The organism is Mesorhizobium sp. P2_E9 (genome assembly GCF_056403815.1).
On record NZ_JBFUET010000015.1, the window covers coordinates 94,529 to 108,194 of the forward strand.

Genomic DNA, 13,666 nt, shown 5'->3' on the forward strand with positions numbered 1-13,666 from the left:
AGGGCTCCCCCTTCTCCCCTTGTGGGGCCTGAAGGGCGGACGAGACCCGTGGCTCGCCCCGGGGGTGGCCGAGCGAAGCTCGGTCGGATGAGGGGTGCTCCAGCTTGGCGCAAACCGACGTCCGGATCACGGAGGCCTCATTCCTTCCAACACCCCTCATCCGTCTCGGCGCTGCGCGCCGATCCACCTTCTCCCACAAGGGGAGAAGGGGAGGCGTTCGCATGACCCAACTCGGCGCAACCGTCACTCCCGAGGGCATCCGCTTCGCCGCTTGGTCCTCGTCGGCCCGCCGCCTCTGGGTGTCGATCTTCGACGGGCAGGGCAACCGCGAACTCGACCGACTTGAGATGAAGCCGGAAGGCGAGGGGGTGCTTGCGCTCTCTGTCTCCAGCCTTGCCGCCGGCACGCGCTACGGTTTCCGTGCCGATGGCGACTATGCACCCGAGCGTGGGCTGTGGTTCGACCCCGACAAGCTGCTGACCGATCCCTACGCCGTCGAAATTGATCGCCCCTATGCCTATCACTGGCGGCTCGCCGCGCGGCGCAACGAGGGCGCCGACACCGCGCCGCTGATGCCCAAGACCGTGGCAAAGGCCTTGCCCATTGCGGCGCCTGTGCTGCCGCCGCTGTTTCGCCCGGGCGGCTTGGTCTACGAGGTGCCGGTCCGCGCCTTCACCAAGCTGCATCCGGACATTCCGGAGGCACAGCGCGGTACGATCGCCGCACTTGCTCATCCTGTCATCATCGAGCATCTCAAAAAGCTCGGCGTGTCGGCCGTCGAACTGATGCCGGTGACGGCGTCGATCGACGAGCGGCATCTGCCACCGCTGGGCCTGAGCAATGCCTGGGGCTACAATCCCGTGACCTTCATGGCGCTCGACCCCCGGCTTGCACCGGGCGGGCTGGCGGAATTGCGCGACACGGTAGCCGCGCTACGTCAGGCCGGCATCGGCACCATCCTCGATCTCGTCTTCAACCACACCGGCGAAAGCGACAGGCTGGGGCCGACGCTGTCGTTGCGCGGCCTCGACAATCAGGCCTACTACCGGCATCTGCCGGACGGGAGACTGGTCAATGACACCGGCACCGGCAACACGGTTGCCTGCGATCACCCGGTGGCGCGGGACATGGTGCTCGACACGCTTCGCCACTTTGTCCGCCATGCCGGCGTCGACGGCTTCCGCTTCGATCTGGCGCCGGTGCTGGGGCGGGTCGACGGAACATTCGATACCCAGGCGCCGTTGTTGAAGGCGATGCACGAGGATACGCTGCTTGCCGACCGCGTGTTGATCGCCGAGCCCTGGGACATCGGACCGGATGGCTATCAGCTTGGCAATTTTCAGCCGCCCTTTCTCGAGTGGAACGATCGATACCGTGACGATTCCAGACGTTTCTGGCGTGGCGATGCCGGCGCGGTCGGAGCCCTGGCGACACGGCTTGCCGGTTCGTCCGACGTGTTTGCCAAGGCAGGGCAACAGACCAGCCGCACGGTCAATTTCATCGCCGCCCATGACGGCATGACGCTGGCCGACATCGTCGCCTATGAGCGCAAGCACAACGCGGCCAATGGCGAGCAGAACCGCGATGGCCACAACGACAATTTGTCCTGGAACAATGGCGCCGAGGGCGAGACGGACAACGCGGCGATCACCACGGCGCGCTTCGAGGACCAGTGCGCGCTGCTTGCCACGCTGTTTGCCTCGCGCGGTACCACCATGCTGACCGCGGGCGACGAGTTCGGCCGCACCCAGAAGGGCAACAACAACGCCTACGCGCAGGACAACGCCATCACCTGGCTCGACTGGGCCGGCCGCGACCAGGCGCTGGAGCGTTACGCATCGGCGCTCGGCATGCTTCGCCGCGCGGTCCCCGCTCTGTCGAACACGCAGTTCCTGACAGGAGAGCCGACCGACGCTTCTGGCATCCCCGACGTCGCCTGGCTGGCCGAGACCGGCATGCCACTCGCCGACACGGATTGGAATGACCCCGCGCGACACCGCCTCGTGATGCTGCTCGGCGATGCCGGCGGCGGCCGGCTTGCCGTCATCGTCAACGGCGATCGCCGCCAATGCGTCTTCACCTTACCCGCGCGGGAAGGGTTCCGATGGCAGCCGGCAATCGACGCGCAGCCGATCGACCTTGCACGACCGCTGCCGGGCCGCAGCGTCAATTTCATGGCAGAGCATCGGATCGAAAAATGGCACCCGGTTTTCGGTGAATCCGATGCGAAAGATAATAGCTCGCGTCGGGCCGAAAAGGGTCGCGTCAGGAAGGGTTCGTGATGGCCGATGACAATGCCAGCCCTTGGGCTGACCCCTTGGCCGGGCAAGGAACCGAATGGTGGCGTGGCTGCGTCATCTATCAGGTCTACCCGCGTTCCTATCAGGACACGACCGGTGACGGCAGCGGCGATCTTAAGGGGATTACGGCAAGGCTTGCCCACATCGCCTCGCTCGGCGTCGATGCCGTTTGGCTCTCGCCCTTCTTCAAGTCGCCGATGGCCGACATGGGCTACGACGTGTCGGACTATCGCGACGTCGATCCGATGTTCGGTTCGCTGGAGGATTTCGACGCTCTGGTCGCCGAGGCCCATCGGCTTGGCCTGAAGATCATCATCGACCAGGTGCTGTCGCACTCATCAGACAAGCATGAATGGTTCATCGAAAGCCGCGCCAGCCGCGACAATCCCAAGGCTGACTGGTACGTTTGGGCCGATACGAAGCCCGATGGCAATGCGCCCAACAACTGGCTGTCCGTCTTCGGGGGCCCGTCCTGGGAGTGGGATTCAACCCGCCGCCAATATTACATGCACAATTTCCTCGCCTCGCAGCCCGATCTGAATTTCCACAATCCGGAGGTCCAGGATGCGCTGCTGGACACGGTGCGTTTCTGGCTCGAGCGTGGCGTCGACGGGTTCCGGCTCGACACGGTCAACTATTATGTCCACGACCGCTGGCTGCGCAGCAATCCGCCTTTGGCATCGAGCGTCGCCGGCACCAATGGCGAGACCAACACCTACCTTTTCCAGGAGCATCTGTTCGACAAGACGCAGCCGGAGAACCTGGCTTTTCTCAGACGCTTCCGCGCGCTGCTCGACGAGTATCAGGACCGCGCCGCCGTCGGAGAAATCGGCGATGAGGGCCGCTCGCTGCAGACGCTGGCCGCCTACACCTCCGGCGGCGACAAGCTGCAGATGTGCTACACGTTCGATCTGCTCGGCGCGCAGTTTTCGGCGGCGCATGTGCGCGGCTGTGTCGAGGCCTTCGAACATGCGGTCGCCGACGGCTGGGTCTGCTGGGCGTTCTCCAACCATGACGTGGTGCGTCATGTCAGCCGCTGGACGCGGCCGGACGGCGATGCCGACACGGTGGCCAAATTCTCGATCATGCTGCTCGCCTGCCTGCGCGGCTCGATCTGCCTCTATCAGGGTGAGGAACTCGGCCTGGAGGAGGCGGAGCTTGCCTATGAGGATCTGCGCGATCCCGTCGGCATCCGCTTCTGGCCCGGTGTGAAGGGGAGGGATGGCTGCCGCACGCCGATGGTCTGGGAGGCCAGCGCTGACAATGCGGGTTTCTCAACGGGCAAGCCATGGCTGCCGGTCCCCACCAGCCATCGCACCCGCGCCGCCGATATGCAGAACGGCGACGAGCAATCGGTGCTGTCCGCCTATCGTTCGACGCTCGCCTTGCGCAGGCGCCATCCAGCGCTGGTCAGCGGTTCGATCCGCTTTCTCGATGCCGAGGGAGACGTGCTCGCCTTCATCCGTGAAGGCGGCGGGCAAAGGCTGCTCTGCGTCTTCAATTTCGCTGGGGAGCCGGCGAATTGGCCGTTGCCTATCGGAGCTGTCGCGCCGGTCATGGATGGCGGCGCTGTTGTCGAGGAAGAGGCGCTCTCGCTGCCGGCTCTCGGTTGCTTCCTTGGTCGGCTCGATTGACCGGCGGTTCAGCCGTCTCTCGGCCAAGTGATGCTCTTGGCCGTAGAATGCCCTACTGAACCAGCACGGCGCGTCCGCAGGTCGCCCCGGTGACACGAACGTCGGCCTGGCCGACACCGACACCCAGGGCGGACAGCACATTGTAGAGCAAGTCGTCGACGGGCGCCGTTACGGTGTTGAGCAGGGTCACCACCGCGGGTTTGACCGTTCCGAGCAGGGCGGTGACATCGATGCCGAGACCAAGCAGGTTGGCCGAAAGCGACAGGTTGTTGACCAGCGACGTGGTGAGCGACTGCGAGATGTTGCGCGTCGAAACGGTCTTGATCGTCTTGTTGGCGATGTCGGTCGCGTTGAACGTCAGGGTCTGCGGGCTGTTGTTGGTGATCGCGGTCGCGGCCGAGCCCATCACCTGGATCAACGGGATGTTGATCAGCAGCAGATGGAGACTCACATCCGCGATGTCGGCGTCGGTGAAGGTCTGCGGCTGGCTGAAATCGGCAAAGCCGGAGGGATTGTTGCTGTTGGCCAGGTTCAGTTGGGCAATGCCGGGGTGTGCGGCGATGGAAACGCTGATGCTGGAAGGCCCCGTCGGACAGGTGATGTCGGTCAGCTTGGCTTCGGCATAGGCAACTTCCACATTGAGCGGCAGATTGACGGCCAAAAGGCTGATGCCGCCGCCAAGGCCGGGCGTGCCGACACCGACGGAGGCCGTCAGTTTGATGCGCGTCTGGGCCGTCCGCACGGTGGTGCCGATGCCGTCGATCGCCAGCCAGGGCGAGGATTGCGCTGGCTCGCCAATGGCGATGGCGAGCTGGGTGTTGAGCAGCCCCGGGATGGTGGCGCCGAGATTGATCGCTGCCTGGTTGGTGCCGTTAGCGAGCACGGCGGCGGCGGTCAGCATGCCCATGGCGCTTGCGTCGACGCCGAGGCCGGTCGGCTGTTGCCCGAGGCCCAGGCTGCCGACCGAACCAAGGTCGACAAGACTGCTGAGCGGGATCTTGACCGTGCTGGTCGACTTGGTTGCGATGGTCTGCAGGGCGACCTTGGCCGTGTTGCCGAGGCCGGGAACGTTGGCCATGGCGGTGGCGATCTGGCCGACGGTCGCCTTCGAGGCGAGCACGTCCGAATAGGTGCCGGCCGTGATGTTCAGCTGTGTGCCGAGAGCACTGATGAAGGAAAGCACGCTGACATCAGCCGAGATCAGCCCGTTATAGTCCATGACGCTGAGCGAGATGTTGCCGCCGAGAAGCCCGCTCAGAAGAGCGTTGAGGATGCCGCCATTGACGCTGAGCAGTCTCGATCCGACCGAGAATGTCGCCTGCGGCGTCATACTGGCCGTGGCTTGGGTGCCGATGACCGGACTGGGGATGAGCGAGCTGGCGAAATAGCGGGCGGGGATTTTCGTCAGCGTGACACGCACCGCGTTAAAGGGTGTCACGCCCGCCTGGAAGCGCTGGGTGACATTGGAGGTCGTCGAGGCATATCGGCCTTGCGTGACCGTCACCACCGTCTTTCCGAGAGCCGGGGCAATGGTCTGGCCCGAAGCTTGAACGACGACACCAGGCATGCCGTTATCGGTGAGCGTGGTGACGACCGCCGTGTTGACATTGTTGATGTTCGAGGCGGCGGTGATCGCCGCCAGGTCGACCATCGCCTGGGCTTCCCGGCGCTCGGCGTAGATGGAGGCCTCGTCTATTGCCACCGCGGCCAGCGCGAGCGCGACCGGCGCGCTCAGTGCGGTCATGACGGCGAAGTTCGCCTTCCTGTCTCCCACCATCGACCGTGCAAGCCGGCCGATGCCCTTGCCCGCACGCTGCAGCATTTAGATACCCCCGACCCTGATGGTTGACTGACGCTTTATGGTGGTCCCCGGCATCGCTATTCCCGGGAAAAGATTCCAGATCGGCAGGTTGCGGGCATCGTAAGAGATGGACACCACGAACTGGCTTCCATCGGCCACGCTGTCATTGGCCTGATAGGTCAGTTTGCTGGCGTCCACGAAGGGGTAGCCACCGGCATTGTTGGTCAGGTAGCTGGCCACCAGCGTCTGCCGCTCGGTCTGGTTCAACCCGGCTATGGCTGTCCGGGCGGCATCGGCCGCGATCTGCTGGATCGAGTTGGCGGCGCCAAAGTAGATGCCGTATGCAACCATTCCGAGCAGAATAAGGATGAAGAGCGGTGCTAGCAGGGCGAATTCGACCGCCGAGGTTCCCGAATTGTCTGTTCGGAATGCACGCCTTCGGACCTTGGAAATGAGGTTCTGAACCATGATATCAGCATGCCAAAGTTCGCATGCAGAAAGCGAAAACTCCGGGCGCAACCTGAGGATGCACGCGATTGAAAATGCCGCTCTAATTTAGCCGTTGCTTCTTCGATTACGAGGATTGACTTAGGGTCAATCAGTACTCGGTTGAAAAGAGCTTCCCTCCTGTCTAGTCTCCTGCCACCAGCTGCCGGAGGGAACCGGCGGCGCGCTCAAAGGGGCCAGACATCGGTTCCGGGGCGTCAACACGTAAAGGCGCGCCGACGGCAGCGCCGACAGGGAGAACTTCATGCTGAAAAACATGCTGAAGGCGACGGTGTTCGCCACCACCATGGCGGTAGCCGCCGGCGCATTCTACACGCCGGCCTTCGCCGAGACCGTCTATAACAGGGGCACCGCCGCAGAATCGGAATCGGTCGACCCGCACAAGACCTCGACGGTCTATGAAGCGAATGTCTTGCGTGACCTGTTCCAGGGCCTGGTCATGCAGGACGAGAAGGCTAACCTCATCCCGGGCGCCGCCGAAAGCTGGACGGTATCGGACGACGGCACCGTCTACACCTTCAAGCTGCGCAAGGACGGCCAGTGGTCGGACGGCAGCCCGGTGACCGCGGACGACTTCGTCTACGCCTTCCACCGGCTGGAGGACCCGGCGACCGGCGCCGAATACGCCTCGATGCTGTATCCGGTGAAGGGTGCGGAGGATTTCAACACCAAGAAGGGCAAGCCCGAGGACATGGGTGTCAAGGCGATCGACGCCAACACCCTGGAAGTGACGCTGAAGGCGCCGACCCCTTACTTCCTGGAGATGCTGACCCATCAGGCGACCTATCCGGTCAGCAAGGCCTCGATTGAAAAGCTCGGCGCCGACTGGATCAAGCCCGGCAATCTTGTTTCGAACGGCGCCTATACGCTGGCCGAATGGGTCCCCAACGACCACATGAAACTGGTCAAGAATCCGAAATTCTGGGACGCCGCGACCGTCAAGTTCGACGTGGTCAACTACATCCCGACCGAAGATCGTTCATCGGCGATGAAGCGCTTCGAGGCGGGCGAACTCGACAGCTATGACGACCTGCCGACCGAACAGCTTGCCGACCTCAAGACCAAGTTCGGCGATCAGATCCATGTCGGCCCATATCTCGGCACCTACTATTACGCGATCAAGACCGACAAGGCGCCGTGGAACAACCCCGAGCTGCGCAACGCCATCTCGATGGCGATCGATCGTGACTTCATCGCTGAAAAGGTCTGGCAGAACTCGATGCTGCCCGGCTATTCGATGGTGCCTCCCGGCATCGAGGGCTACACGCCTGCAATGGCCAAATACGCCGACATGCCGCAGATCGACCGCGAGGACGCAGCCAAGAAGATCCTCGAGAAGCTCGGCTACACGCCCGAACATCCGCTGAAGATGGAAATCCGCTACAACACCTCGGAGAACCACAAGAACACCGCGGTCGCCATCCAGGAACAGCTGAAGCCGCTTGGCGTCGACGTCACGCTGCTCAACACCGACACCAAGACCCACTATTCCTTCCTCGAGCAGAAGGGCGACTATGACGTAGCGCGAGCCGCCTGGATCGCCGACTACAAGGATCCGGAAACCTTCCTCGGCATCTCGCGCAAGGCGAGCGGCAACAACTACTCGAACTACAACAGCCCGGCCTATGAAGCGGCCATGGACAAGGCAGCCGCCGCCGGCGGCAAGCCCGAGGAGCGCATGAAGGAGCTCTCCGAGGCCGAGCGCATTCTCGTCGACGATGTCGGCCAGATCCCGCTGCTCTACTACAGCTACCACGACATCGTGTCCTCGAAGCTGCATGGCTTCGTCGACAATGTGATGGACGTCCATCCGTCGCGCTTCGTCAGCAAGGACTGATGCCTGGCCAAGCCGCCGCGCACTCGGTGCGCGGCGGTGCTGGTTTGCCATCGCATCGGCCGGGAAGCGCAATCGATTTTCGGAAAATCCGGTGCGAAGATTTGAAGGCTGGAGCACAATCATCCGACTGGATGGGCGTGTTCCGGATCAAGTGGGGCACCGATGCTGCGATACGTATTCCGGCGGCTTTTGACCGCCATTCCGACGCTGTTCGTCATCGTGACGATGGCGTTCTTCCTGATGCGCGTCGCGCCAGGCGGTCCATTCAACCAGGAGCGGGGGCTGAGCCCCGAGATCAAGGCCAACCTTGAAGCCCAATTCGGCCTCAACGATCCGCTCTGGCTGCAATATGCCCACTATCTCGGCAATCTCCTGCGCGGCAATTTCGGCCCGAGCTACAACATGCCGGATTTCACCGTTACCGAACTGTTTGCCAAGGGCCTGCCCATCTCGGTCCAGCTCGGCGCCTCGGCGCTGATCCTGGCGCTGCTGCTCGGTTCCGTGCTCGGCACCATTGCCGCGCTCAACCAGAACAAGCTTGGCGACTATACGGTGATTGCGCTGGCGACGGCCGGCAGCACCATCCCGACCTTCGTCATCGCGCCGGTCATCCAGCTGCTGTTCGGGTTGACCTGGAAGCTGCTGCCGATCGGTGGCTGGGGTGATGGCGCCTTCATCAACAAGGTCGGCCCGGTGCTCACCCTTGCCTTGCCGCAGATCGCCATCGTTGCCCGCCTGATGCGCGGCTCGATGATCGAATCGCTGCGCTCCCATCACATCCGCACGGCGCGTGCGCTCGGCCTTTCCGACTGGTCGGTGGTGGTCAAGCACGCCCTGCGCGGCGCCATCCTGCCGATCGTCTCGTTCACCGGTCCGGCGGCGGCGGCCCTTTTGACGGGTTCCGTCATCGTCGAGACGATCTTCTCCATTCCGGGCGTCGGCCGCTATTTCGTCGATGCCGCGCTCAACCGCGACTACACGCTGGTGATGGGGACTGTGGTGGTGATCGCCATCTTCACCATCATCTTCAACCTGATCGTCGATGTCATGTACGCGGTCGTCGACCCGAGGGTGCGCTATGACTGACATCGCAGCCACGGCTCCTGCCATCATTGGCCGCTCGCTCTGGGGCGACGCCTGGGCGCGCCTCAAGGCCAACCGCGCCGCCATGTTCAGCCTCTATTACCTGGCTTTGATCGGAATCGTCAGTGTGTTCGGCCCTTGGTTCGTGCCGCATCAGTACACGACCATCTATGCCGACTATGTCCGCATGCCGCCAAGCCTGTCGGCCTACCCGAAGCCGGACATGATTCAGGGGGCACTTACGGACGCCATCAAGCGCATGCGGGTCGATCTCAAGGAATGGCATCAGGAAGGCAGCCGCGTCACCGTCACGGTCACCTCGACCAAACCGGTCGATGATCGCAACATCCGCTACCTCGACCGTTCCGATGCCTTTGACGACACCAAGATCGAGAGCAAGTCGGCCGACGGGCTCGAGGTGACAATGAGCACATCGGTCAAGCAGCAATATTTCCTGTTCGGCACCGACAACACCGGCCGCGATCTTCTCTCGCGCACGCTGATGGCCGGGCGCATCTCGCTGGCCATCGGCCTGCTTGCCGGCGTCGTGGCGGTGGTGATTGGTGTGATCTACGGCGCCGCGGCCGGCTTCTCCGGCGGCAAGATCGACGAGGTGATGATGCGCATCGTCGACGTGCTCTACTCCTTGCCGTTCATCTTCTTCGTCATCATGCTGGTGGTGTTCTTCGGCCGCAACTTCGTGCTGATGTTCCTGGCGGTCGGGGCGGTGCTGTGGCTCGACATGGCCCGTATCGTGCGCGGCCAGGCGCTGTCTATCCGCCGCCAGGAATATGTCCAGGCGGCGGAAGCCATGGGCGTCGGCCAGCGCGGCATCCTGCTGCGCCATGTCATCCCCAATTTGCTCGGCCCGGTGGTGATCTACATGACGCTGCTGGTGCCGCAGGTCATCATCCTGGAAAGCTTCCTGTCGTTCCTCGGCCTCGGCGTGCAGGAGCCGATGACCAGCTGGGGCGTGCTGATCTCGGTCGGCGCCAAGAACATCGGCACCGCCAACTGGCTGCTGTTGTTCCCAGCCTTCTTCCTCGTCTCGACGCTGTTTGCCCTCAATTTCGTCGGCGACGGCCTGCGCGACGCGCTCGACCCGAGGGATCGATAAGATGGGGACCGTTGACATGGCCACTCCCGAAACGATCCTCAGCGTCAAGGACCTGCGCGTCCGCTTCCGCACGCTCGACGGCGCGGTCGAGGCGGTGAAGGGCATCAACATCCACGTCAACGCGGGCGAGACCGTTGCCGTGGTCGGCGAGTCCGGCTCCGGCAAGAGCCAGACCATGATGGCGGCGATGAGCCTGCTGGCCTCGAACGGTGAGGCCACGGGCAGCGTCGACTATCGCGGCCGCAACCTGCTCACCTTGAGCAAATCCGACCTGAACAAGGTCCGCGGCGCCAAGATCAGCATGATCTTCCAGGAGCCGATGACCTCGCTCGATCCGCTCTATTCGATCGGCAACCAGCTGATCGAACCGATCCGCCGGCATCGCGGCCTGAATGCCGCCGCGGCACGCGAAGAAGCGCTAAAGCTTTTGCGGCTGGTGCATATCCCCGACCCCGAGCGGCGGATGAAATCCTATCCGCACGAAATGTCGGGCGGCCAGCGCCAGCGCGTGATGATCGCCATGGCACTCGCCAACGACCCCGACATCCTGATCGCCGACGAGCCGACGACGGCGCTCGACGTCACCATCCAGGCGCAGATCCTGATGTTGCTCGCCGAACTGCAGCGCAAGCTTGGCATGGCCATCGTCTTCATCACCCATGATCTCGGCATCGTCCGGCGCTTTGCCGACCGGGTCTATGTCATGCGCCAGGGCGAGGTCGTCGAAGAAGGCGAGGCCGAAGCGATCTTCGCCAACCCGCAGCACGCCTATACCAAGATGCTGCTGGCGGCCGAGCCGACGGGCACCAAGGCGCCGCCGCCCGCCAATGCGCCCGTAGTGCTCGAAGGCAGGAATGTCGAAGTCACGTTCAAGATTGGCGGCGGATTTCTGGCCGGCGAGCCGCTGATGCTGCGTGCGGTCGATGACATCTCGATCCGGCTGCAGCGCAACCAGACCATCGGCATTGTCGGCGAATCCGGATCGGGTAAATCGACGCTCGGCCGCGCTTTGCTGCGGCTGCTGCCGAGCGATGGCTTGATCCGTTTCGGCGATCGCGACATTTCCCAGGCCGACCGTCAGCAAATGCGGCCGCTGCGGCGCCAGATGCAACTCGTCTTCCAGGATCCGTTCGGCTCGCTGTCGCCGCGCATGACCGTCGGCCAGGTCATCACCGAAGGGTTGCTGGTGCATGAGCCGAATCTGTCGCACAAGCAGCGCGATCAGCGCGCGGTCGAGGCCCTGCTTGAGGTCGGCCTCGATCCCAACGCCCGCAACCGCTATCCGCATGAATTCTCCGGCGGGCAACGACAGCGCATCGCCATTGCCCGCGCCATGATCCTGAAGCCCAAGATGGTCGTGCTGGACGAGCCGACCTCGGCGCTCGACCGTTCGGTGCAGAAACAGATCGTCGAACTGCTGCGCAAACTGCAGGCCGACCATGAACTGTCCTACCTCTTCATCAGCCACGATCTCTCGGTCGTGCGCGCCATGGCCGACTACATCATCGTCATGAAGCAGGGTAAGATCGTCGAAGAGGGGCCGACAGAGGCGATCTTCAGCAATCCGCAGCATATCTACACTCAGACGCTGATGGCCGCGGCGATCGATGTGACGCGCTTCCGGCTGAGCGCGTGAGACGGCGCTTCAGGTAGACGCAATCATCGTGGCGGCGTCCATTCGCTCAGCCCGCTGACCTCGGGCACTTGCGTGCGCGGGTGGCGGCAATGGCGTCCTGCTGCTGTTTCAGCCGGTCGATCCTGGCCGTTTCACGGTTGGCAACTGCAGTCTTTACACGCGAGCCGCCAAGCAGCCAGCGCGGAACACTGGTGTTGGCGACCTTGCCGCGGGTGATCGCGGTTTGTGAGATTTCGCCAGCGTTGGTCCCCAGCGCGCTGTTGAGCTCGGTACAGCTCATCTTGTCGTACTTCGCAGGGTCAGCTGTCCCGCCGAGGGAAGTGCAGCCGGCGACGACAAACAGTATGAGCACCAGCGTGAGCGGGTAGGCAACGGCAGAAGGCAATTTCATCTTCCAACCTTGCTCCCGCACCGCCTAGCCATCCGACTGTTCCATGGAAGTAGAGCGGCTCGTTCGCCTCGTCAAACGACATTCCTTGCCAACGAGATTGGATATGACCGGCTCTGGGTTCCCATGTAGTCCCGCATCTTGCCCTGTGGAGACGATACTGATTTGCTCGGGCAGGGGATAAGAGGTCGATCGAAGGGGCACTCACTTGGGACACAAGCATGCATCGATGGTTCTTCTGATCAATTTAGCCCTACTGGGGTTGGGGGCACAGGAAGCCGCCTGTTTGAGAGTGACGGAGATGACCAAATACCGTGCCCGTCGCTGATCATTTGGATTGCTGGCCGATGTGGGAACGTTCTCGGTCACTCGAAGTTGATCTCGGTCGAGTGTCTTCATTCAATCACTGGTAACGGAGAGAGCCCGTCTCGGTTGACGCCGAGGCGGGTTTTTCGTCGGCCGCTGGCCGGGGTCATGCTGCTTCGGCGATAAGTGCGGTGGGAGCGCAACCGCCAAGCACTGCCTGGGCAATGTCGGTTTCATTTTCATCGACATGCGCCGTCACCAAGACGATCCCCTCGGCAACGCTCCGATCATCCGGCTTTGTGGCAACCGTGATGAATGCGCCGAGCAACCCGCCGGCACCACCGCCACAGACCGCGCAAACCAGTGCCGTTGCCGGCAGTCCGATCGGAAGAGAGTTGACGCCGTAAGCAGCCATGGCGCTGAGGCAGGCCAATGCTGCACCGACGGCACCAAGGATGAAACAAGGAGATCTTAGAATTGTGACCTCGTCCTGGTAGGGGCCGATAACCGCAATCTTCACGCGAGGAACACCGACGGCCACCAGTTCTCCAGCTATTTGCGCGGCTTCGGCATGGGAATCAAAAAGCTTGCTGATTGTTGGCATGGTCACTCAGGGTTGCTCCTGTCCAACAATGTGTCGGCAACGAACGACGCGGCGATCAGATCGTCGCCGTCAATGCCGCCCTGACCGTCCGCCATTATGGCCGCGACCTTTTGGAAGGTCTTCATTTCGCTCTCGCTGATACGAGCCCTCTGCATCCTGGTCCTGAGGTTGGTTACGCGCGTCCCCAGGGCGTGGGATCTTGCGGTCTCACGGTTCGACATAATGATGCTCATCCATTTCCACGTTATTTGACTGTCCGCGCGCCCAGCCAATCGAACAGGGCCGACGCACAAACGTTCCCGAGCTGGACTTCAGTCCAGTCTGGTGCAGGACCTTAGTCTGGCCGAAAAATGCAATGGTCTTACCCATGATACCGCTCGGAACAGCCGCTGTTCGCAGCCGTTGTCCGCTGCACGTTCAGGAGGAAGCCGATGGAAAAGAGTGTTGACCAGG

11 protein-coding genes are annotated in these 13,666 nt (G+C 62.8%); 6 read left to right on the top strand and 5 right to left on the bottom strand.

The features are described 5' to 3' along the window. The first annotated feature begins 221 nt into the window (after positions 1-221). Both glgX and bglA read left to right on the top strand, forming a co-directional pair. Positions 222-2,282 (top strand): glycogen debranching protein GlgX, encoded by a 2,061-nt coding sequence (glgX, locus tag AC1D05_RS25385; RefSeq protein ID WP_477444470.1) that lies wholly within the window; start codon positions 222-224, stop codon positions 2,280-2,282. Beyond that, positions 2,282-3,934: a beta-galactosidase BglA gene (gene bglA / locus AC1D05_RS25390; protein WP_477444471.1), complete on the top strand. Its 1,653-nt coding sequence runs from the start codon at positions 2,282-2,284 to the stop codon at positions 3,932-3,934. Before glgX ends, bglA begins: the two co-directional genes overlap by 1 nt. A gap of 52 nt (positions 3,935-3,986) precedes the next feature. Here the strand turns inward: bglA and AC1D05_RS25395 are convergent, their stop codons facing one another. Both AC1D05_RS25395 and AC1D05_RS25400 read right to left on the bottom strand, forming a co-directional pair. Then, positions 3,987-5,756: a hypothetical protein gene (locus tag AC1D05_RS25395; RefSeq protein ID WP_477444472.1), complete on the bottom strand. Its 1,770-nt coding sequence runs from the start codon at positions 5,754-5,756 to the stop codon at positions 3,987-3,989. Beyond that, positions 5,757-6,203 (bottom strand): TadE/TadG family type IV pilus assembly protein, encoded by a 447-nt coding sequence (locus tag AC1D05_RS25400; protein ID WP_477444473.1) that lies wholly within the window; start codon positions 6,201-6,203, stop codon positions 5,757-5,759. It abuts the gene before it with no gap. Positions 6,204-6,486: 283 nt separating this feature from the next. On the opposite strand from AC1D05_RS25400, the gene AC1D05_RS25405 reads away from it, so the two are divergent. The 4 genes from AC1D05_RS25405 to AC1D05_RS25420 all read left to right on the top strand — a co-directional run bounded on the left by AC1D05_RS25405 (position 6,487) and on the right by AC1D05_RS25420 (position 11,915). After that, on the top strand, positions 6,487-8,079 hold the full coding sequence (locus AC1D05_RS25405) for a peptide ABC transporter substrate-binding protein (protein ID WP_477444474.1): 1,593 nt from the start codon (positions 6,487-6,489) through the stop codon (positions 8,077-8,079). A gap of 162 nt (positions 8,080-8,241) precedes the next feature. Then, the gene (locus AC1D05_RS25410; protein WP_477444475.1) at positions 8,242-9,165 is read left to right on the top strand and encodes an ABC transporter permease subunit; all 924 of its coding nucleotides are present in this window, start codon (positions 8,242-8,244) and stop codon (positions 9,163-9,165) included. Beyond that, entirely contained in the window at positions 9,158-10,279 is a 1,122-nt protein-coding gene (locus tag AC1D05_RS25415) for an ABC transporter permease (protein ID WP_477444476.1), read from the top strand. The genes AC1D05_RS25410 and AC1D05_RS25415 overlap by 8 nt, the downstream gene beginning before the upstream one ends. A 16-nt stretch (positions 10,280-10,295) precedes the next feature. After that, positions 10,296-11,915, top strand: a complete 1,620-nt coding sequence (locus AC1D05_RS25420; RefSeq protein WP_477444477.1) for an ABC transporter ATP-binding protein — start codon at positions 10,296-10,298, stop codon at positions 11,913-11,915. 46 nt (positions 11,916-11,961) lie between these two features. Here AC1D05_RS25420 and AC1D05_RS25425 read toward each other — a convergent pair whose 3' ends face one another. From AC1D05_RS25425 to AC1D05_RS25435, 3 genes are all read right to left on the bottom strand, one after another. Next, a complete protein-coding gene (locus tag AC1D05_RS25425; protein WP_477444478.1) occupies positions 11,962-12,306 on the bottom strand; it encodes a hypothetical protein in 345 nt (114 codons plus the stop codon). 469 nt (positions 12,307-12,775) lie between these two features. Then, positions 12,776-13,213 carry a hypothetical protein gene (locus tag AC1D05_RS25430; protein ID WP_477444550.1) on the bottom strand — a complete coding sequence of 146 codons (438 nt, stop codon included), beginning with the start codon at positions 13,211-13,213 and terminating at the stop codon, positions 12,776-12,778. A 2-nt stretch (positions 13,214-13,215) separates the two neighbouring features. Beyond that, positions 13,216-13,434: a hypothetical protein gene (locus AC1D05_RS25435; RefSeq protein WP_477444551.1), complete on the bottom strand. Its 219-nt coding sequence runs from the start codon at positions 13,432-13,434 to the stop codon at positions 13,216-13,218. Positions 13,435-13,666 lie beyond the last annotated feature (232 nt).